The 19,597-nt window shown below is 63.8% G+C and carries 18 protein-coding genes; 12 read left to right on the top strand and 6 right to left on the bottom strand.

The features are described from left to right. Positions 1–57: 57 nt before the first annotated feature. The 3 genes from V4T21_RS12530 to bglB are packed head-to-tail and all read right to left on the bottom strand — an operon-like array spanning position 58 to position 4,459. Entirely contained in the window at positions 58–2,541 is a 2,484-nt protein-coding gene (locus tag V4T21_RS12530; protein ID WP_332717244.1) for a hypothetical protein, read from the bottom strand. Beyond that, on the bottom strand, positions 2,538–3,377 hold the full coding sequence (gene kduI, locus V4T21_RS12525; RefSeq protein ID WP_332717241.1) for a 5-dehydro-4-deoxy-D-glucuronate isomerase: 840 nt from the start codon (positions 3,375–3,377) through the stop codon (positions 2,538–2,540). Before kduI ends, V4T21_RS12530 begins: the two co-directional genes overlap by 4 nt. Next, the gene (bglB, locus tag V4T21_RS12520; protein WP_332717239.1) at positions 3,374–4,459 is read right to left on the bottom strand and encodes a beta-galactosidase BglB; all 1,086 of its coding nucleotides are present in this window, start codon (positions 4,457–4,459) and stop codon (positions 3,374–3,376) included. Before bglB ends, kduI begins: the two co-directional genes overlap by 4 nt. Positions 4,460–4,553: 94 nt before the next feature. Between bglB and V4T21_RS12515 the strand changes: the two genes are divergently transcribed. Then, the gene (locus V4T21_RS12515; RefSeq protein ID WP_332717236.1) at positions 4,554–5,558 is read left to right on the top strand and encodes a LacI family DNA-binding transcriptional regulator; all 1,005 of its coding nucleotides are present in this window, start codon (positions 4,554–4,556) and stop codon (positions 5,556–5,558) included. A gap of 22 nt (positions 5,559–5,580) precedes the next feature. Then, positions 5,581–6,324: a 2-dehydro-3-deoxy-D-gluconate 5-dehydrogenase KduD gene (gene kduD, locus V4T21_RS12510; protein ID WP_332717234.1), complete on the top strand. Its 744-nt coding sequence runs from the start codon at positions 5,581–5,583 to the stop codon at positions 6,322–6,324. 6 nt (positions 6,325–6,330) lie between these two features. On the opposite strand, the gene V4T21_RS12505 is transcribed toward kduD, so the two are convergent. Continuing rightward, complete coding sequence (locus V4T21_RS12505; RefSeq protein ID WP_332717231.1) at positions 6,331–7,014, bottom strand: gamma-glutamyl-gamma-aminobutyrate hydrolase family protein; 684 nt, start codon at positions 7,012–7,014, stop codon at positions 6,331–6,333. A 230-nt stretch (positions 7,015–7,244) separates the two neighbouring features. Here V4T21_RS12505 and V4T21_RS12500 point away from each other — a divergent pair, with 230 nt between their 5' ends. The 8 genes from V4T21_RS12500 (at position 7,245) to V4T21_RS12465 (ending at position 15,793) form a co-directional block, all read left to right on the top strand. After that, on the top strand, positions 7,245–8,144 hold the full coding sequence (locus tag V4T21_RS12500) for an N-formylglutamate amidohydrolase (RefSeq protein ID WP_332717228.1): 900 nt from the start codon (positions 7,245–7,247) through the stop codon (positions 8,142–8,144). A gap of 34 nt (positions 8,145–8,178) precedes the next feature. Next, a complete protein-coding gene (locus V4T21_RS12495) occupies positions 8,179–9,774 on the top strand; it encodes an ABC transporter substrate-binding protein (protein WP_332717225.1) in 1,596 nt (531 codons plus the stop codon). A gap of 100 nt (positions 9,775–9,874) precedes the next feature. Continuing rightward, positions 9,875–10,840, top strand: coding sequence for an ABC transporter permease (locus tag V4T21_RS12490; RefSeq protein ID WP_332717223.1), 966 nt, complete (start codon positions 9,875–9,877; stop codon positions 10,838–10,840). After that, positions 10,837–11,739: an ABC transporter permease gene (locus tag V4T21_RS12485; protein WP_332717220.1), complete on the top strand. Its 903-nt coding sequence runs from the start codon at positions 10,837–10,839 to the stop codon at positions 11,737–11,739. The genes V4T21_RS12490 and V4T21_RS12485 overlap by 4 nt, the downstream gene beginning before the upstream one ends. A 3-nt stretch (positions 11,740–11,742) precedes the next feature. Then, complete coding sequence (locus V4T21_RS12480; protein ID WP_332717218.1) at positions 11,743–13,422, top strand: dipeptide ABC transporter ATP-binding protein; 1,680 nt, start codon at positions 11,743–11,745, stop codon at positions 13,420–13,422. 71 nt (positions 13,423–13,493) lie between these two features. After that, complete coding sequence (locus tag V4T21_RS12475) at positions 13,494–14,453, top strand: LysR family transcriptional regulator (RefSeq protein ID WP_332717215.1); 960 nt, start codon at positions 13,494–13,496, stop codon at positions 14,451–14,453. A 70-nt stretch (positions 14,454–14,523) separates the two neighbouring features. Beyond that, the gene (gene pcaD / locus V4T21_RS12470) at positions 14,524–15,333 is read left to right on the top strand and encodes a 3-oxoadipate enol-lactonase (protein WP_332717213.1); all 810 of its coding nucleotides are present in this window, start codon (positions 14,524–14,526) and stop codon (positions 15,331–15,333) included. Positions 15,334–15,574: 241 nt separating this feature from the next. Then, the gene (locus V4T21_RS12465) at positions 15,575–15,793 is read left to right on the top strand and encodes a hypothetical protein (protein ID WP_332717210.1); all 219 of its coding nucleotides are present in this window, start codon (positions 15,575–15,577) and stop codon (positions 15,791–15,793) included. 104 nt (positions 15,794–15,897) lie between these two features. Here the strand turns inward: V4T21_RS12465 and V4T21_RS12460 are convergent, their stop codons facing one another. Then, positions 15,898–16,509 carry a PadR family transcriptional regulator gene (locus tag V4T21_RS12460; RefSeq protein WP_332717208.1) on the bottom strand — a complete coding sequence of 204 codons (612 nt, stop codon included), beginning with the start codon at positions 16,507–16,509 and terminating at the stop codon, positions 15,898–15,900. A 339-nt stretch (positions 16,510–16,848) separates the two neighbouring features. Here V4T21_RS12460 and V4T21_RS12455 point away from each other — a divergent pair, with 339 nt between their 5' ends. Both V4T21_RS12455 and V4T21_RS12450 read left to right on the top strand, forming a co-directional pair. Beyond that, on the top strand, positions 16,849–17,172 hold the full coding sequence (locus tag V4T21_RS12455) for an SH3 domain-containing protein (protein WP_332717205.1): 324 nt from the start codon (positions 16,849–16,851) through the stop codon (positions 17,170–17,172). An 87-nt stretch (positions 17,173–17,259) separates the two neighbouring features. Beyond that, complete coding sequence (locus V4T21_RS12450) at positions 17,260–18,276, top strand: asparaginase (protein ID WP_332717202.1); 1,017 nt, start codon at positions 17,260–17,262, stop codon at positions 18,274–18,276. On the opposite strand, the gene V4T21_RS12445 is transcribed toward V4T21_RS12450, so the two are convergent. After that, positions 18,271–19,596 (bottom strand): TIGR03808 family TAT-translocated repetitive protein, encoded by a 1,326-nt coding sequence (locus tag V4T21_RS12445; RefSeq protein ID WP_332717199.1) that lies wholly within the window; start codon positions 19,594–19,596, stop codon positions 18,271–18,273. The genes V4T21_RS12450 and V4T21_RS12445 overlap by 6 nt on opposite strands. Position 19,597 lies beyond the last annotated feature (1 nt).

Raw genomic sequence — 19,597 nt, 5'->3', positions numbered from 1 at the left:
TTAAGTCTCCTCCCTGAGACTACGGCCCATCGGGCCGACCTTTGACACCCTGCGCTATCAGATGGGGCCGCGAGGCAGGGCCTCCCGCGTACCCGAAACCGTCATGTCGGCAGGGTCGATGCGGCGGCCTTCGGCCTCCACCACCCCGTCGGCATGAAATACCACCGCTCCGTAATCGGGATCTTCGACGATCAGGCGCCCGCTCTCCTCCCGAGGGGCAAGCCGGGAAAATCGGGCAGAAAACCCTCTCCCGTCGCCGTGAAGCGCGTCCGATCCCAATCGAACCAACCACCAGCTTTTGCGGCCCGCCAGCCGCAATTCATATCCAGCCGTCGGGCCGTCGGCGACTTGCTCGAACGCGCCCGACCCGCGCAAGACAAGTTGCGCCCGGCCAGACTGCGCCAGCGCAGTATCGCCCGATACGCTGGCCATGTCGAAATCGCGTGCTGGAAACCAGCAATGGGTAAATTCGGGCTGGGGCGCCACGCCATCGAACATCACAATGGCAAGGTCGCGATATTGCTGCACGCGCGGGATCGAGGCCGAACCACCCCAATAGGAGGGGCGGCCGAAGCCCGAATGAATGATTTCGCCGGGGTGGTTGATCCAGATCTGCGTTTCGGGCCGTGTTCCAAGGCGAAGGTGGATCAGCGTCTCCTGATAGCCCCATTCGCCCCAGCGATAGGCCATGGCGCTGCCCATCGCGTGGTCGGCGCTCTTGTGGTGGTAGAGGCGCGCAAAGCAATTTTCCCCCTGCGCGAACCGCCATTCCTGCGCCTCGTCATCGGATAGACAGGCCCGGTCGGCAAGGTCGGGCAGTTCCAGCCCATGATCGCGCAGGCACAGCGCCAGTTGCGGCGTTGCGTGAAAGCGCGTGCCATAGCTTCCCTTGCCCCACAGCATCCGCGCGATTGCCGAAAGCTCCAGAGTGGTGGTGCCGCGCAGCGTGTGCTCATAGCTGCGGCCTTGCGCGGCGGTCAGCACCCCTTGATGGGAGGAATTGGCGACCAGCTCGATCAGCCGCGCGATGCCGCGTCCGGCCCGTTCGCGGAGCCGGGCATCGGGCGAGAGCGCGAAGAGCGCCGTCAATCCCTTGAGGTCGATGGGGAAATAGGGCGCCGAATTGAACTCGGCCATTTCCCAGGCCTCGAAATGATCGAACCACTTTTCGAGCCGTTCGCGCCCCACCTGCGACTGTTCCCGACCCGTGCGCCTCGAACGCGCAAACACCACATCGGGCAGCAGCGCCCCGCCCAGATGGGCGGCGGTATGAAAGAGCAGGGCGTGGTTTTCGGAGAAATACCACTGCACGTCATTGCCCGGCTCATCCATCCAATAGCGGTAGCCCAGGATGGTACGGTCGATCCGTGCGCAGAACTCTTCGCCCAGCAGCTCCGGCCAGCGCGTGCGGCACCAGATCAACGGAACCAGCGCGAAATCGGCGCAATCCCAGCACGCATCGATCCGCTCCAGCGCGGCGGCGATCATGGCGCGAGTTTCTTCCCCGCCATCACCCAGCGCCAGCCGGGCCAGCGCCCTAACGGTATCGGCTTCCCCGCCCTCGGCAACGGCGGAAAGCGCCTCGGCGATCCGCGCCGCTTCGCTCTCAGGAGCAGTTCCCTGTTTCCCGGCATGGGAAATTTCGGTGCCGAACACTCGGCTGGCGGTAAAGCCTCCGCTCGAAAGCCGCAGGACGAAATGGCGGAAATCGGCAGGCAGATTGTCAGCCGGGCCCAGATCGATCTCGGTGGAATCGGGCGAAAGCGCACGCCGGATCGGCGCCATGACGTCGTGCGACATGAAATCGCCCTCGACCGCGATTTCCGCCTGCGCCGCAACGCCGAGCGGGTGCGGCAGCACGAGCCGCACGTCGATCCCGTCATGGGTGGCGTGCGGAAAATGAAACGCCTCGAGCGCCGCTTCGATGGCCGCCGCATCCTCGGACGGGCAATCGACAGGAATGGCCTGATCCGCCGCCGGCCCGGCGAGATAGTCGAGCTGGACATAGAACCGCGTATCGCGCTCGGCCAGATCGTCGAAGAACACTTCGACCCGGTTTTCGCCGGCCTCAAGCTCGATTTCGACCTCGATTGCGTTCTCGAAATTACGGCGATAGTGCCCGGTCCAGAGAACCTCGCGTCCATTGACAGTGAGGATCGCCCCGCCGCACGTCGCCAGCCGAAGCCGCGACGGCCCGGCGGCTTCCGCCCGGATCAGCGTCTCCGCCCGGGCCGCGATCCGCGTCGCGCGGAACCAAAACCCCGAAAGGTCGAGACGCGGCGAACCGAACCCCAGCCACACGGTATCGGGCTCGCCCGTTGCCCGTTCATCGGGGCGCTTGTCGCGATAGATTTGAGCGAAATCGGTCCGGCACGGATATTCATGGGGGATGAAGTTCTTTTCTCGCGTGAGGAAAAAGAACGGGTCCATCTCCCCTTCCATCGGACGTTCCGGCACGTCGAACAGCTCGGCGCTCACGGCGGAGTGCCGCCAGAGCGTTATCGGTTCACCGATGTCGAGCGTCCGCGCCAGAATTGTCATCTGAGATCCTTCACCGGCACCGGGTCGACGTCCTGATAGACCTGATTTTCCCCCGTCATCCCCCAGACGAAAGCATAAGGCCCGGTCCCAGCGCCCATATGGATCGACCAGGCGGGCGAGAGCACCACATCGCCGCTGGCCACCACCAGATGCCGCGTGTTGTCGGGGCGGCCCATGAAATGGAACACCCGGTCCTCCTCGGACATGTCGAAATAGAGATAGGCCTCCATGCGCCGTTCATGCAGGTGCGGCGGCATGGTGTTCCACACATTGCCCGGCGAGGGGTCGGTGATCCCCATCAGCAGCAGGCAGGAGGGCGCCACCTCGGGGTGGATATACATCCGCAGATCGCGATGATTGGCCTTTTCCGGCGTCCCGAACGACACCATCTTGGATTCGCCCCGCGTGATCAGCCGATGCGGAATGTCGGCGCCGGCCGGCACCGAATTGAGATAGAACAGCGCCGGATTGCCCGCGTCGGCCGAGCTGAGCCGCACGTCTTTTGCCCCGCGCCCGACATAGAGCACGTCGCGCGACGCAAGCTCGAACGTCTCCCCATCCACGGTGATCGACCCCGCGCCATGGCCGAGATTGGCGATGCCCGCCTCGCGCGCATCGAAGAACTTCTCCGTCCCCACTTCCGCGCCGTCCCCGATGGCGATCGCCTCACGGGTCGGCACGATCCCGCCCACCACCATGCGGTCGATATGGGTATAGCCCAAACGCGCTTCGCCGGGCACAAAGACGGATTCGATGAGAAATTCGTCGCGCAGCGCCGTTGTGTTCATGGCATCGATCTGTGCCGGCGAGGCGCCATAGCGCGTTGTCCAATTCATTTCGGCTCCATGTGGTTGAGGCCTTCGGCAAGGCATAAAATGGCAAGCGACTGGCCGTATCCGGTCGGCTGCACGGGAATGTCGCGGTAAAATTGCAGATCGTGGCCCATCCGCGTGCCGTAGGAAACGCCATCGACCATGCCGTTCGGCCCGATCCGGTCGATGACATAGGCCAGCCCGCGTTTCCCCGCCGCCAGCGCCTCGGCCCCGGCCCTGCCTGTGCGCGCCGCCTTCATCAACCCATAGGCGATCCCGGCAGTGGCGCTGGTCTCTTCATACGATTGCGGGTCGTCGAGCAGCGTGCGCCACGCCCCGGCCGCCGTCTGGAGCGGCAGCAGCGCCTCGATCTGGGTGGCGAGCACGCCATTGAGAAACCGTTCGATGGTGGGATCGAGGCGGCATAGCTCAGGCAGATCGGCCAGCCCGGCGGTGATCCACGCATTGCCCCGCGCCCACCTCGCGCCCGCGAAATTGTCCCGCCGCGCAAAGCTCCAGCCGTGAAACCACAGCCCTGTCGTAACGTCGCAAAGATAGCGCGCATGGACCAGAAACTGGTGCTGTGCTTCCTCCACCAGCTCGCGCCGCCCCGATGCTTCCCCATAGGCGGCGAGGAACAGGGAGACCATGAACAGCGTGTCGTCCCAAAGCTCGCCCTCATTGACCTTGTCTGAGACGTCGTGCTGGAACCCGCCCTCGCCGGTGCGCGGCGCCTGTGCCATCAGCCGGTCGGCCCAATCCTCGAGCATGGGCTGCCAGCGCGGGTCGCGGGTGCGGTCCCAGAGCAATGTCAGGGCCAGCATAGGCGCCGTGGTGTTGACGTTGAGGGCAGGGAGCCCACGCTCCCTATGCGCGTCATACCAGTCCTCCAGCGTCGCGCGCAGCCGGTCGTCCCCGGTCTGCCGCCAAAGCCTGGCCAAACCGTAAAGCCCCACGCCCTGCGGCCATTCCCAGGATTGAAAGCTGATGTAGTCGCCTGCCGTGCCGTCGAGATTGGGCTCGTGAAAGCGTCCGTTGTCCCGCAGCGCGGTCAACCCTTCGACAAGGCGCCCCAACACCCGACCGACATCGTGGTCTGCCGACATTCTCCATCCTCCCTCAATCACGATAGCGCATGGAAAATTGTTTGCAAAGAACGTAAAAAATTTGCAGATTGAACGGAAAGTGATGAGGAGAGTCATGGCGTCACGTCGGATCAGGATGGAGGATCTGGCCGAGCAATGTGGGGTTTCGGTCGCCACCGTCAGCCGCGTGCTCGCCGGCAAGCCGGGGGTGCGCGAGGATTTGCGCACGGCCATCCGCAACACGGCGTCCGCCATGGGCTACGCCATGCCGTCCTCGGTGGCCGGCCAGCGCGCCGTGCTGATCGCCAGCCGCGACGCCATGGTCGATCTGGCGCGCGGGCAGTTCACGCTGCACCTCATCGAAGGCATGCGGGCCCGCGCCACCACTTTGGGCATGCAGCTCGACATCCGCACCGCCTCGGGCCCCATCGACGCCTCTTTCGATGCCGGCGACGCCGCCGGCTACATCCTGCTCACGCCGCAAAACGACGCCGAAATCGCTGCCGCCGCCGCCCTCGACAAACCCGTCGTACTCGTCAACGCCGACGACCCCAGAATGCGCCTATGCTCGGTTTCACCCTGCAACCGCAGCGCCGCCGCCCACGCCACCGAATATCTGATCAATCTGGGGCACAAGCGCATCCTGTTCCTCTCCAAGCCCGGCCGCCGCACCATCGAGCGGCGGCAGGAAGGCTGGTACGATCGCATGCGCGCCGAAGGCCTCGATGCCGGCGCCGACCTGCTGGTCGAGGTCGACGACTGGCTGCCCGATCTGGCGGCGCAGGCCATCAAGGACCGCCTCGCCAGGGGGAAACGCGATTTCACGGCCATCCTCGCCGCCGGCGACAGCCTCGCCTTCGGCGCTTTGATCGGATTGGCCGAGGCGGGCGTCGATACGCCGGGCGAAGTCAGCGTCATGGGCTTTGACGGCCTGCCGCAATGCGAGCTGCAATCGCCCCCGCTCTCGGCTGTGGAAATTCCCATGCATCAGATCGGCGCCTTGGCCCTCGACCTGCTGCGCGATGAATTGAGCGGGCTAAATTTCCCGCCCCGCCGGGTCGAGCTGGCCTGCCGCATCGTCGATCGCGCCTCGGTCGGCCCCGCTTCACCTCTGCCCTGATCCCCGCCCACGGAGAGATGCCTTGGACAATCCCTTTTCCCTCACCGGCCGCCGCGCGCTGGTCACCGGCGCCAACACCGGCATCGGTCAGGCCATAGCCATCGCCCTTGCCGTCGCCGGAGCCGAAGTGATCTGCGCTGCCCGGCGCTCCTGCGCGGAAACGCTTTCCCAGCTCGCCGCCAAAGGCGCCCGGGGAACCGAACTCACGCTCGATTTCGCCGACCCCATGGCCGCCACCGACATCTTTGCCGAACGCGAGGTGGATATCCTCGTCAACAACGCCGGCATCATCCGCCGCGAGGACAGCATCGACTACAGCGAAGCCGATTGGGACGCGGTGATGGACGTCAACCTCAAGGCGCTGTTCTTTACCACCCAGGCCTTCGCCAAGTCAGTCCTCGCGAGGCAGGGGCGCGGCAAGGTCATCAACATCGCCTCGCTGCTCTCGTTCCAGGGCGGCATCCGCGTCCCGGCCTACACCGCCTCAAAGCACGGCGTCGCCGGGCTGACCAAGATCCTCGCCAATGAATGGGCGGCCCAGGGCATCAACGTCAACGCCATCGCCCCGGGTTATATCGAAACCAACAACACCCAGGCCCTGCGCGCCGATGCCGACCGTTCCGCCGCCATCCTCGATCGCATCCCCGCCGGCCGCTGGGGCAAACCCGAAGACATCGCCCAGGCCGCCGTTTTCCTCAGCGCCCCGGCCTCCGACTACATCCACGGCGCGGTGCTCAACGTCGATGGCGGCTGGCTGGCCCGCTGAACCCGATCAGTCCCCAGCCCCAACCCTCTGCGCGAAATGCTCCAGCAATCGCTTTTGCTCGGGCAGGGCGATCAGCTCTTCAGGGTGCCATTGCACGGCAATGATCTTCCGGCTTGCGTCTTCATAGCCCTCGATCAAACCGTCCTCGGTGTGAACGCTCGCCAGCAATCCCTCGGCCAAAACCTTGATGCCCTGGCGGTGGATGCTGTTCACCGTAAACGGATCGCGTCCGAACACCGTCTCCAGTTCCCCGCCCGTGGCGACGACCGGATGGGCCAGCGCATCGCGCGCCGCATCGGGGCGGTGGTCGTCCTGCCAGTCTTCGGCGTTTAAATTCTGGGTCAGCGTGCCACCCAGATAGACATTGATCATCTGGAACCCCCGGCAGATGCCGAGAATGGGCAGGCCGCGCGCCAGCGCCGCGTCCATCAACCCCCATTCCATGGCGTCGCGTGGCTCGTCGACGGCCTTCTTGATATTGGGGTCGAGATCCTGCCCGAAGCGTGAGGGATGAACGGCCGCCCCGCCGCAGAAAACAATGCCCCGCGCGTCTTCCGGCAGATCCTGATTACCCTCGCCGGGAACAAGCAATCTCGTATCGAGGCCGACCGCATCCAGCGCGCGGACATAGGGAACCGGGTCGGTGGCCGCGCCGAGAGAAACGGCAACGAGTGGGCGTTGCTGGCTCATGCATATCCTCTTTGAACCTGTAGGGGCTGACCTACGCCCATCGCTCCACCCGGTCCAGCCTATTGGATTTTTGCAAACCCTCTATCGGGTTTGCTTATGGCTCGGGCCTTCGATCATCCATAACGCAGCCTTATGGAGTTAGAGGGGAAATGAATATGGTTTTCTGCCGATAACAAAGTTTCTAGCGTGCCTTCCAACAAGGTCGGCAACGACATCAAGGGGAACAAGGCGTGAAGCACGATACCGCGATCGATGACCTGAGTCTGGTCGATCCCAATGTCTCCGTGCATTGGGCCGCGGAACCCGAAGTGCCGCTTCTGCTCTCGTTTCCCCACAGCGGAGACCGCTATCCGGACGATTTCGGCTATGCCGAGCAACTGCCCTATGCGGTCATAGACTATCCATCCGACAAATACGTCGATGAGATTTTCTCCCACGCCCACGCGCTCGGCCTGCCGACCATCAAGGCGAACTTTCCGCGCGCCTATATCGACGTCAACCGCCACCAGCACGATATAGATCGCGACATGCTCGACGATCCGGCCGGCTGGTACGGACGGTTGCAGCCCACAGCGCTGAGAAACGGCACGACGCTGTTCTGGTCCAAGGCCAAGGAAGTCGATATCTACGACCGCAAGCTCACCCGCGCCGAGGCCAAGCGCCGGCTCGCCACCTGCCATGTGGTCTATCATCAATCGCTGACGATGATGGTCGAGGCCATGCGCCGCCGCTTCGGCTGCGCTTTCGTCATCGATTGCCATTCGATGATGCAGTTCGACACCACCGCACAGGGCGGGCGCCCGCGCCCCGAGATCGATGTGGGCACGCGTTACGGCGAATCCTGCGCCCCCGACGTCGCCGAAGCCATCGTCTCCAGCTTTGCCAAACGCGGTTACGACGTCGGCCTCAACCGGCGCTTTGCCGGCGGGGAGATCACGCTGCGTTATGGCTGGCCCGAAATCAACCAGCACCTCGTTCAGATCGAACTGCGCCGCGATCTCTATATGGACGAGGAAACCCGCCTCAGGACTGACCGTTTCGATGCTGTGCAGAACGACTGCGCGGCGGTCCTCACCGAATTCAAGCAATTTCTGAAAAATCGCCTCACGGGCGCCCAACCGGCGGCTTGATGCGGCGATATCCAACAACAAAGGGAACGTCACAATGAACAAACATATTCTCGCAACGCTGTTTTTGGCCGGCACCTCGCTTCTGGCGAGCGGTGCTTCGGCCGAAACGCTCCGGATGGCCTATGGCACGGCCCCGGTCAGCGCCGATCCCTATCCCTATAGCGACACCCAGACCGGCGCTTTGGCCGAGCACGTCTTCGAAATGCTCGTCGCGCTCGATGACAGCCCGCTGCTCGCCACCGATTGGGCGTGGGAAACCCCGACCTCGATGGTGATGAACCTGCGCGAGGGCGTGACGTTTTCGGACGGCTCGCCCTTCGTTGCCCGCGACGTGGTCTATTCCATGTGCCGCATGATGTACCGGGTCGACGGCAAGCCCAATGTCGTCACCTCCGCTCTGGGCCCGGTGACCGATGTCGTTGCCGTTGACGATCATACGGTGCGGTTCGAAACCACAGCGCCCTATCCGATCATCACCCAGAAATTCAAATTCCTCAAAATCCTCTCGGCTGAAGCAGCCGGTGTCGAGGGCGAGATCGCGTTCGATCAGGAAGGCGATTGCGGCATTTCCGCCTCCTATCCCACCCAGGCCGATTTCGACAACGGCACGGCGGCCATCGGCACCGGCCCCTATGTCTATGAGAATTTCGAAGCCACGGGCGATGCCGATCTGGTTCGCAACGATGCCTATTGGGGCGAAGCCCCCGAATGGGATCGCGTCGAAATCCGCTCGGTTCCCAACAATGGTGCCCGCATCGCCGGGCTTCTGGCGGGCGATTACGACATCGTCGAAAAGCCCAGCGCCGAAGATCTCACCATCATCGATAACGACGAGAATTTCACCTACACCACCGTTCCCGGCCTTCAGACCATCTTTATCGTCCTGGACACCAGCGAAGACGGTGCGGCCGGCGTAACCGCCGCCGACGGGTCCAGCCCACTGGCCAGCGTGCAGGTGCGGCAAGCCATGTCCATGGCTATCGACCGCAACGCCATCACCGAGCGTTTGTTCACGGGTCACGCAACGCCCGCCAACCAGTTCGCCCCGTCCTATATGGCCGGCGCGCCGGAAATGCCCGAGCTGCCGTTTGACCCTGAAGCGGCAAAAACCCTGCTGGCCGAAGCGGGTTATCCCGAAGGCTTCGCCATCGAACTCAACGTTCCGGCCGATCGCTACACCAACGGCCCGCTAGTGGCGCAGGCGCTCACCCAGTATTGGACCCGTCTCGGGCTCGATGTGACGCTCACCACCGAGCCGTGGTCGGTGTTCCAGACGCGCCGGACCGAAGGTCAGCTCGGTGCGTTCATGTATGGCTGGGGCCATCCGCAGGGTGCTGCCCAGCTCATCTCGGGCGCCTTCGCGCAGCGCGAGGACGATCTGGGCCTGGGCGCGGCCAATTTCTCCAACTACAACAGCCCCGCCTTCGAGGAAGCCATCCGCGCCTGGGCCGTGGAAACCGATCCCGAACGCTCCAACGCGCTCGTCGCCGAAGCGATGGAGCAGGCGGTTGCCGACATGCCCGGCATTCCGCTCTATTACAACCACGAGCTTTGGGCGCACCGGGTCGATCTCGAACTGACCGGCGGCGCCGAAGCGCGGACCATGGCCACCATGGTCCATTCGAAATAAATCTCACGCTTCCCTGCACGGCTCATCCTTGGCCGGGCAGGGGCTTTCGATCCGGCGCAGGGGCTGTCCCCTGCGCCGCTTCAATGGGAATTGCCACCCGATGATCAACTATATCGCGCGGCGTATCGGCCAGAGCGCCATCCTTCTCCTGATCATGTCCCTTCTCGTATTTTGCGGGATGTATGTGGTCAGCGACCCCGTGGCGGTTCTCGCCGGGGAGGACGCGACCCAGGCCGACAGGGCCGCACTTGCCGCCGCCTATGGCCTCGACCGGCCCTTGCCGCTGCAATATCTCACCTTTCTGGGTAACCTCCTGAAAGGCGATTTCGGCAATTCCTTCGTCTATGGCCGTCCGGTCATCGACCTGATTTTCGAGCGGCTTCCCGCAACGCTCGAAGTCGTGTTCCTCGCCATGGTGCTCGGCCTCGCCATCGGCATTCCGCTGGGCATCTATTCGGGGCTCAACCGCAAGAAGCCAGCCACAAAGCTCATCAGCTTCGGCACCACGGTGGGCTATTCCATTCCCAATTTCTGGCAGGCGCTGCTGTTCATCCTGATCTTTGCGGTCTGGCTGCGCGTTCTGCCCGCCTCGGGCAGGGGAGACACGACCGAAATCTTCGGCATCGGCTGGTCGCTGTTCAATCCCGACGGCCTGCGCCATCTGATCCTGCCCGCCGCCAACCTCGCGGTGGCGCTGGTCTGCATGCAGACCCGGCTGGCGCGTTCGGGCACCCAGGAAGTGATGTATCAGGACTATATGATGTTCGCGCGCGCCAAGGGCATTTCCAGGCCCCGGCTGATCGGCCGGCATCTCCTGCGCAACATCCTCATCCCCATCGTCACCATCACCGCGCTCGAACTGGGCACGCTCATCGCCTTTTCCACGGTCACAGAAACTGTGTTCTCCTGGCCCGGCATCGGCAAGCTGCTGCTCGATTCGATCTACCGGTCGGACCGGCCCGTGGTCGTCGCCTACATGATCCTCATCACGCTGATGTTCGTCGTCATCAACCTTGTCGCCGACATCATCTACGCGGTGCTCGATCCTAGGATTCGCTACTCATGAGCCACATCGAAACAGAGCGCCCCGCCAATCCGTTCATGGAACAGTTCCGCCTCGCCTTTTCGGGCTATCCGGCGGCCATCGCCGGCCTGCTGGGCGTTGTCGTCTTCGCCTTCATCGCCATCTTCGCGCCCTGGATCGCGCCCCAGAATCCGTTCGACCAGAGCCAGCTCGACATCATGAGCGGCCTGCTCCCGCCCATGGGCGAATTTTTCGACGGCAGCATCGCCCTGCTGGGCACAGATGCAGTGGGCCGCGACATCCTTTCGGCTGTGATGTACGGCATGCGCACCTCCCTTTTCGTCGCGCTCGTTGCCGTGGGCATCGGCACCATAGTGGGCGTGCTGCTGGGCCTTATCGCCGTCATGCGGGGAGGGTGGGTCGAAGCGGTGATCATGCGCGCCGTCGATCTCACCGTCAGCTTCCCCGGCGTCCTCCTCGCCCTGATGCTTCTGGCCGTCTTCGGCTCGGGCGTCGACAAGGTCATCATGGCCCTTGCGGTCGGCATCTGGGCGCAAAACGCGCGCCTCGTCCGCGCCGTCGGGCTCGCCGAGCTCAAGAAGGAATATATCGCCGCCGCCCGCATTTCCGGCATCGGCGACCTGCGGATCATGTTCCGCTTCCTCCTGCCCAACGCCATCACCCCGGTGCTGGTTATCATGCCCATGGCCATTTCCAGCGCCATCGTCGCCGAAGCGACCCTCTCGTTCCTGGGCGTCGGCGTTCCCATCACCGAACCCTCGCTGGGCCTGTTGATCTCCAACGGCAATGATTATCTGCTCTCGGGCCGCTGGTGGATCAGCGTGGTGCCCGGCCTCGTCCTCGTCCTGATGGTGCTCTCGATCAACGTGGTGGCCGATCGCCTGCGCGACAGAGCCAACCCCTATCTGGAAGCGAGATAAACCATGGCTCCGCTTCTCCAGATCAGCAATCTCGCCATCGCCTACCGCCTCGCCCGTGGCGCCGAACTGCGCGCCATCTCCGGCTTCGATCTCACCCTCGAACGCGGCAAGGTCGTCGGCGTCGTGGGCCAGAGCGGGGCGGGCAAATCGACAATCGGCAAGGCCGTCCTCGGCCTTCTGGGCGACAATGCCGATATCGTCGAGGGCTCGATCGTCTTCGACGGCCAGGAGCTCTCGAAATTCTCCGAGAGCCAGTTCGCCGCCATTCGCGGCAAGAAAATCGGCTACATCTACCAGAACCCCATGTCGGCCCTCAATCCGGTGCTTTCAATCGGCGAGCAGATCATCGAGGCGATCGAGGCCAACACCTCCAAGCGCGGCAAGGAGGCACGCGCCTACGCCATCGACCTGCTCGAAAGCGCCGACGTGACCCACGCCGAGGAACGGCTGACCAAATACCCCCATCAGCTCTCGGGCGGCCTCTGCCAGCGCATCGTCTTCGCCATAGCCATCGCCGCCCAGCCCGACCTGATCATCGCCGACGAACCGACCACGGCCCTCGACGTCACCGTGCAGAAGGCCGTGCTCGATACCCTGCTCAAGCTGTGCCGGCAGGAAGACATCGCCATCATGCTCATCACCCACGACATGGGCGTGGTGTCCCAGATGTGCGACGACGTTTACGTCCTCTCGCGCGGTCGTCTGGTCGAGCACGGCCCCACTCAATCGGTCATCCGCACCCCGCGCGAGCAATATACAAAGGATTTGATGGCGGCCATTCCCACCGTCGACCACCGCCGCGAGCGCTTCAACGTCTTCGACGCCTTTGCCGAAACTCCCGGCCGCGCCCGAGGCACCGAGTTCCTGCGCTCCGGCATCGCCAGTGGCCAGAGGGGCGAACCCATCCTCACGGTCCGCAATCTCTCCAAGACCTATGACGTTTCCCGCCGCTCGGGCGAAGGCTTCAAGGCCATCGACGACGTGAGCTTCACCGTCTTTCGCGGCGAAACCCTGGGGATCGTCGGAGAGTCCGGCTCGGGCAAATCGACCATCGGCCGCTCCATCCTCTCGCTCATCGAGCCCGACCCCGGCAGCCGGATCGCGCTCGAAGGCAGCGACATCTCCCAGTTGAAAACCCGCGCCGATCGCATCCGCCTCTCCCGCGCTCTCCAGTGCATCTTTCAGGACCCTTATTCCTCGCTCAATCCGCGCATGAACGCGGGCACCAACATCACCTACGGGCTCCAGGCTCAGCGCCTCGTCACCCGCGCCCAGGCCCGCGAGCTCGCCGGCGATCTGCTCGAAGTCGTCGGCCTGCCGCGCGAGGCCGCCGGCAAGATGCCGCACGCCTTTTCGGGCGGCGAGCGGCAGCGGATCGGTATCGCCCGCGCGCTGGCCTTCCGCCCGGAGCTGATCTTCTGCGACGAGCCGACCTCCGCCCTCGACGTGACGGTGCAGGCCGAGGTTCTCAACCTCATGAAGGAGCTTCAGGCATCGCTGGGGCTGACCCTCGTCTTCGTCAGTCACGATCTGGCCGTCGTGCGCCAGATGTGCGACCGCGTCATCGTCATGCGCGCCGGCCGGATCGTCGAGGAAGGCGAGGCGGAAACCGTGCTGACCGCGCCCAGCGAGCCCTATACGCGCCAATTGCTCGACGCCATGCCCCGCGTGGAGCTGGCGTGAGCGGCGATAATCCCTTGCCCCGGGGCGGTCATGCTGCGAAATTGGGCGGCACGTCTTCCCCGGAACCGCAAATGGCTCAATCTCCGCCGCGCAACATCAGGCGGCTCAAATATATCGAGGCCTTCTCGGCCGTGATCATGACCGGCTCGATCTCGGCGGCTGCGCGTCAGCTCAACCTGTCCCAGCCCGCCGTGAGCCAGTTGATCGGCAATCTCGAAAAATCGGTCGGCGCGCCACTGTTCGTCCGCCGCAACGGCGCGATCTTCCCCACCCATCGCGCCGAAGCCATGCATGACGACGCCCGCGATCTGCTCGCCTTGATCGACCGCATCGAGATGCACCTCAAGCCCCGGTCCGACAAGCTCCTCTCCCATATCCGCATCGCCGCGACCGTCTCGTTCATGAGCGAAATCCTGCCTCCGCTGCTCGCCGAGGTGCACAAGCATCATCCCAAGGGCAGCTATTCGGTCACTTCCCACCCGGTCGACGAGATGACCAACGCCGTCGCCGAAGGCCATGTGGATTTCGCCTTCCACACCCGCCCCCTCCAGCACGCCAACATCGTCAACCTGCTCCAATGCGAAGTGCCCCAGGTGTGCATCCTGCGCGCCGATCACCCGCTTGCTCAACAGCAACGGATCGAGCTGGCCCAGATCGACGGCTATGACGTCATCTGGCCCTCGCGCCGCGATCCCTATTTCCAGTATTACCGCGATCTGTTCAGCCGCAACCGGCTCAACTCCCGCAACGTGCTGCAATCGCCCTACGCCAATTTCACCATCCGCATGAGCGGGGTTCTCAACGCCCTTTCGTTCAACAATGCCCTGATGGCCTCCATCGTTTGCCGTTCCGACGACACGCTCACCTGGAGGCCCGTCGACGGCATCGACGCGCGGACCAAATTCTACCTTTCCTTCCCCGAAGTGCTCTCGGGCACCGAAACCCAGCTCCTCGTCCAGAACAGCTTTACGGCGGTCACCGCCGAGGCCGTCTCCCATCTCGCATGGCTCAATTCCGATCAGGCCCAGTAGCGCTCCCTTGGCCCATCGCGGGCGAATCCGGCTATGCTCTGAACCCAACGAACCGGAAGGACGACGCGCCATGCAGTTTCTCAAAGTCGACGATGCCGTCCTGCACTATCAGGTGATCGGCGGTCCCCAAGGCGCGCCCGCGCTCGTCTTCGCCAACGCCCTGGGCACCGATTTCCGCATCTGGCGCGACGTGATCGTGCGCCTCGCCGGCAAGTTCACCATCCTCACCTATGACAAGCGCGGTCACGGCCTTTCGGAAACCGGCGATGGCCCGGTCACCATCGCCCGCCACGCCGAAGACCTCGCCGCCATTATCGATGCGGCCGGCACCGGCAAGGCCATCGTCTGCGGCCTGTCCATCGGCGGGTTGATCGCCCAGCAGCTCTACGCCGACCGGCGCGATCTGGTCTCGGCGCTCATTCTTTGCGACACCGCCGCCAAAATCGGCGATGCGGACATGTGGAGTCAGCGCATCGCCGCCGTCGAAGCCAATGGCATCGCCGCGCTTTCCGATGGCATCATGGAGCGCTGGTTCGGCCCCCAATTCCGCTCGGCGCGGTCCGACGAGCTGGCCGGCTATCGTACGATGCTCGAACGCCAGTCCCCGCGCGGCTACGTCGCCAGTTGCGCAGCGCTGCGCGATGCCGACCTGCGGGACGCCGCCCGCCAGATCGGCGTGCCCACCCTGTGCGTCGTCGGCGAGGAGGATGGGTCCACGCCCGTCGAAACGGTCGCCGAACTTGCCAAATCCATCCCCGGCGCGCGGTTCGAAATCATCAAGGGGGCAGGGCACATCCCTTGCGTCGAACAGCCCGAAATGCTGGCCGAAATCATTCTCGCGTTCACCCAAAGCCTGCCGCAGCGCCCCACGCTCAACTGAGCGGGCTTGCTCTGGATCAAAACCTGTTGAGAACGGGCAACCTTTTCTTCCCCGCCGCGTCTTGGCCTTCATGAAACCATGATTGCGGGGCAACGGATCAGATGCGGCGGGTAAAGAGCGTACCGCTTACCCGGCGCAAATACCTTCCTTAGTGCCAGGCGTAGTCACATCGGCGTCGCAGGAACATGAGAAGAAGCATCCTCGGCGTCCGGGAGCAATACCCATAGCGGAGGATGAGGCCATGTCAGAATTCGAATATCGCGGCTTTCGCGTCAGAACCATTTTCGACAAGCACTGGCAGATCAAGATCTGGCCGCCCCTGCAGCCGGCCCGCATGATCGACCGCGTCCGCGCCAGCCGCGCCGAAGGCGAACACGCCTGCCGCGACCGGGCCACGGCCGCCATCGACACCTTCATATCCGAAACCAGCTTCCCCCGCCGCACCCACGCCGAAGGCTGACCCGCCGAAGCGCCCCACCGCTGTCACCCCGGGTTCATCCCGGGGCAAGGTATGCTCGCCGTCCTCGGCTCCTTCCCCCCATCATCCTCATGCACCCCAACCCCCTACGGCACCACCATCGTCCCCGTAGGCGACCCAAACGCATTCTCGTCCTCATCGGCAAAAATATACGCCCCGCCCTCGATCTTGCCGATCAACCCCTCCAGCCAGTCATGATTGGCCGTCGTATTGCTCGTCCAAAAGCTCAACAGCGCCTCCACATGCGGGGGTAGGGGGCGCTCCCCCGTAAACGAAGCGCTGCGGTTCGCCTGCGCCACGTCTTCACGTTGCTCGACCAGCTTCCCCAAACGTTCGCGCAAATGCCCCAGCACCTCGGCGCGCGGAAGCGCCGACATCAGCACGAGCCCCGCACACAGCATGTCCGGCCGCATCTCGGGCACCGTCAGGGCCTTTTCCATAAGGCGATGAAATTCGGCGTCCCCGGCCTCGGTGATCGCGTAATCGGTGCGCGCGGGGGCGGCGGCGGTTGCGGGCACCTCGAATTCTTCCAGGAGGCGCTCCTTACCCAGTTGCCGCAGCGCGTGATAGATCGAGCCGGTCTTGGTATTGGCCCATTTGTCGGCGTCCCACGCCATCAACTCCTGCCCGACGAGATAACCATGCGCGCGTCGATGTGCTCTCACGAATGCGAGAACCAAAAGGCGGGTTGCCGACATTTTCTATTCCTTCCCCAATTGCCCGTTCTGGGCCTTAGCGACTGCCCTGTTGCCGGGTGGTGAGTCGGGCCAACAGTCGATTATCCAGATTTACTAGCCTTTTACCCCGATGAACAGAAGCTGAATGGTCAAATCAGAGTGCGTTCAATCGCCCTCCGCTAGTTTGCTTTTACAACAGTCCAGGGCATCGGCACTGTTGGACGTTTCCAGCAAAAGCGCGTCTTCGGGGTTTTCCCGATGGCTCAAAACCACTTTAGCGGTCCGGAAGCGCGATGAAGCAACGCGTGAGTTCATTTCGTCGTTTCGCAGAGATTACGAAATAAACTAGGGGGTATCAAAATGTCACTTTCGTCTCGTCTTACACTGCCCGCCGTCGTCGGTGGCCTCATACTTGTTGTTGCTTCCGGCGTCTTCGCGCCGCCCGCGCAGGCGCGCGGTTATGCGGTCGAAACCCGCGCCGTGGTGACCGGCGTTCCCTCCTGGGACCAGCTCAACGTCCGCCGCTGGCCGGCGCACTATTCTGCCCAGGTCGGTGCGTTGCAGCCCTCCGCATGGGTGTGGGTCGAACGCTGCATCGAAGTCGACAATTCATCCGATTGGTGCCTTGTCGAACGCGGTTCGATCAAGGGCTGGGTCAACTCGCGCTTCCTCGACCCGCGATAGAACGCAAATACCTTCTTTCCTCTGACCTCCTTGACTTTCCCCACGGCCTGCGGTCCACCAGGACACGTTTTCCGTGGGGATTTTTTTATGACGGCCAATCCTGTGCTGGCGCAATCGGTGCGCGGAAACTGGGTGGAAAACCGCCATCGTGGCGCCATTTGCGTAACCGATGCCCAAGGCGCCGTCCTCGCTTCCGTCGGCGATATCTCCGTCGATATTTTCCCCCGTTCCGCCATCAAGGCCATGCAGGCGCTGCCCATTTTCGCCACCGGCGCCAATGTCGGGTTTGGCCTGGGCGAGCCGGCCATCGCCCTGAGTTGTGCGTCCCACAATGGCGAGCCGGCCCATACCGAGCTCGCCGCCTCGATCCTCGCCGCCATCGGCCTCGATGAAACCGCGCTCGAATGTGGCGCCCATCCGCCCATCGATCCGGCCGCGCGCAAGGCGCTGTTTGCCCAGGGCGGCAAACCCAGCGCCCTTCACAACGCCTGCTCGGGCAAGCATTCGGGCATGCTGGCCGTCGCCCGCGCAATGGGCGAAGACCCCAAGGGTTATTCGGCGCCCGACCATCTCGTCCAGCAGCGCGTCCGCCGCGCCATCGAGGACGTGCTCGACCATCCGCTGACCGAGGGGAAGTGCGGCACCGATGGTTGCTCGATCCCCACCTGGGCCGCCCCCATCCACGCTTTCGCCAGGGGCTTTGCCCGCATGGCCACCGGCGAAGGACTGGCCCCCGAAACCGCCGCTGCCGCCACTGCCATCTTCGATGCGGCCACGCATCACCCCTTTCTTGTCGGCGGAACCGGATCGTTCGACACCCAAGCCATGGAGGCATTTGAGGGGCGGCTGATGCTCAAATTCGGCGCCGACGGCGTTTATTGCGGCGCGCTGCGCGACAAGGGGCTCGGCTTCGCGCTCAAATGCGATGATGGCTCCGTGCCCGCCGCAACCGCAATGGTCGCCGCCCTGTTGCTTGCCATCGCCGATCCCACGCCGGCGCAAGCCAAGGTCCTCGAAAGCCGCGCCCGCCAGCTCCAGCGCAACTGGACCGGCATGGACGTGGGATATCTCGAAGCGACCGACGCCGCCCGACTGAGCCTATAGCACCCGATTGCCGCGCAGGGTGACCTGCGGATAGCGCTCCGCTTCCGCCGCGAGATCGTCCGAAATGATATCCCACCACGCATTGCCGGTGATCGCAGCCTGCCGGGCCTCGGTGATCGTATTGCCCACCACGCTGACCGCGCCTGCCTCGTCGGCCACGCTGATCGCAATCCCGAATTCCACTTCGCGCACCAGATTGCCGCTGATGGTCACGTCGCGCAGATACGGCCCCCATCCCGCGACGATCCCGGTCCCCGGCACGCTCTCGACGATATTGCCCGAAATGATCGCATCGGCTTCCGCCGCAATGCCATAGGGGCTGTCGAGGTCGGGATTGACCTCTGACCGCTCATAAAGATTGCGCACGATATTGCCGGTGCACGCCGCCAGCCGGCCGCCATCGGTGAAATTGGTCATCGAAATCCCGGCCGCCGCCCCGTCGATGATGTTGCCCGCGATGACCGACCCCGTGAACGCGAACTCGGAGAAAATCGCCACCTCCCCGCTGGCAAGGCAGGTGTTGCCACTGATCTGGGTATTGTTGGTGGCGTTGAGCCGCACCGCCGAAAAGGCGCAGTCCGAGATATGATTGTCGGCGACGATCACCCCATCGGCCTGGAAAATATTGATCCCGTTTCCGTTCTGCCCGTTGCCGCCATCGGTCCAGTCGATGTCGCCGATCCGGTTGCCGGTGACCATCGTGCCATCCGCCCCCGCTTCTCCGCGCCACACCCTGATCCCGCCATTGCCGCAGTCGGTGATGGTGTTTCCATCGACCCACACCCCGGCGGCGTCATAGACAAAAATTCCGGTATAGTCCGATCCGCTCACCCGGCAGTTCTCGACACGCCCCGAACTCGCCAACAGCGTTATCGCGTTGAGTGCCGTGTTGCCGATCGCGCAATCACGCACGATGACGTTGCTGCTGTCGGCAACATGAACCAGCCCCCCATGCCAAAGCTCACCCCCAGCACCGCTCCCGTCGAACCCCATCCCGACGATCGAAACATCCTCCTGCCCCTCCACGAGCAACAGGGGGTCGCTCCCGGCATGGACCAGCACCGTCGCCCCCGGAACGCCCGTAAGCATAAACCCGGATGGTAGCCGAAGCCCCCTCACGCGATAGCGCCCCGCGCCGACAAACAGATGTCCGGACCCGCTCGCCGTATCGATCGCCGCCTGCAGCGCAGCGGTCTGATCGAAATCGGCGTCGGGGAGGAGATTGGCATCCTGTGCCAGAGATTTTCCGGCGATGAACGGGCTGAAAAAAGCGCCCATCGCCCCCCCGATCATGGCCTTGCGCCGCGTGATTTTCATCATC

The organism is Pelagibacterium mangrovi (genome assembly GCF_036662815.1).
GTDB classification, from domain to species: Bacteria; Pseudomonadota; Alphaproteobacteria; order Rhizobiales; family Devosiaceae; genus Pelagibacterium; species Pelagibacterium mangrovi.
This window is presented reverse-complemented; position numbering and strand designations above follow the sequence as displayed.

Coding starts and splice junctions, on each gene's coding strand:
- V4T21_RS12530 (WP_332717244.1), bottom strand. CDS start 2,541: ATGACAATTCTGGCGCGGACGCTCGACATCGGTGAACCGATAACGCTC.
- kduI (WP_332717241.1), bottom strand. CDS start 3,377: ATGAATTGGACAACGCGCTATGGCGCCTCGCCGGCACAGATCGATGCC.
- bglB (WP_332717239.1), bottom strand. CDS start 4,459: ATGTCGGCAGACCACGATGTCGGTCGGGTGTTGGGGCGCCTTGTCGAA.
- V4T21_RS12515 (WP_332717236.1), top strand. CDS start 4,554: ATGGCGTCACGTCGGATCAGGATGGAGGATCTGGCCGAGCAATGTGGG.
- V4T21_RS12505 (WP_332717231.1), bottom strand. CDS start 7,014: ATGAGCCAGCAACGCCCACTCGTTGCCGTTTCTCTCGGCGCGGCCACC.
- V4T21_RS12495 (WP_332717225.1), top strand. CDS start 8,179: ATGAACAAACATATTCTCGCAACGCTGTTTTTGGCCGGCACCTCGCTT.
- V4T21_RS12490 (WP_332717223.1), top strand. CDS start 9,875: ATGATCAACTATATCGCGCGGCGTATCGGCCAGAGCGCCATCCTTCTC.
- V4T21_RS12485 (WP_332717220.1), top strand. CDS start 10,837: ATGAGCCACATCGAAACAGAGCGCCCCGCCAATCCGTTCATGGAACAG.
- V4T21_RS12480 (WP_332717218.1), top strand. CDS start 11,743: ATGGCTCCGCTTCTCCAGATCAGCAATCTCGCCATCGCCTACCGCCTC.
- V4T21_RS12475 (WP_332717215.1), top strand. CDS start 13,494: ATGGCTCAATCTCCGCCGCGCAACATCAGGCGGCTCAAATATATCGAG.
- pcaD (WP_332717213.1), top strand. CDS start 14,524: ATGCAGTTTCTCAAAGTCGACGATGCCGTCCTGCACTATCAGGTGATC.
- V4T21_RS12465 (WP_332717210.1), top strand. CDS start 15,575: ATGTCAGAATTCGAATATCGCGGCTTTCGCGTCAGAACCATTTTCGAC.
- V4T21_RS12460 (WP_332717208.1), bottom strand. CDS start 16,509: ATGTCGGCAACCCGCCTTTTGGTTCTCGCATTCGTGAGAGCACATCGA.
- V4T21_RS12455 (WP_332717205.1), top strand. CDS start 16,849: ATGTCACTTTCGTCTCGTCTTACACTGCCCGCCGTCGTCGGTGGCCTC.
- V4T21_RS12450 (WP_332717202.1), top strand. CDS start 17,260: ATGACGGCCAATCCTGTGCTGGCGCAATCGGTGCGCGGAAACTGGGTG.
- V4T21_RS12445 (WP_332717199.1), bottom strand. CDS start 19,596: ATGATGAAAATCACGCGGCGCAAGGCCATGATCGGGGGGGCGATGGGC.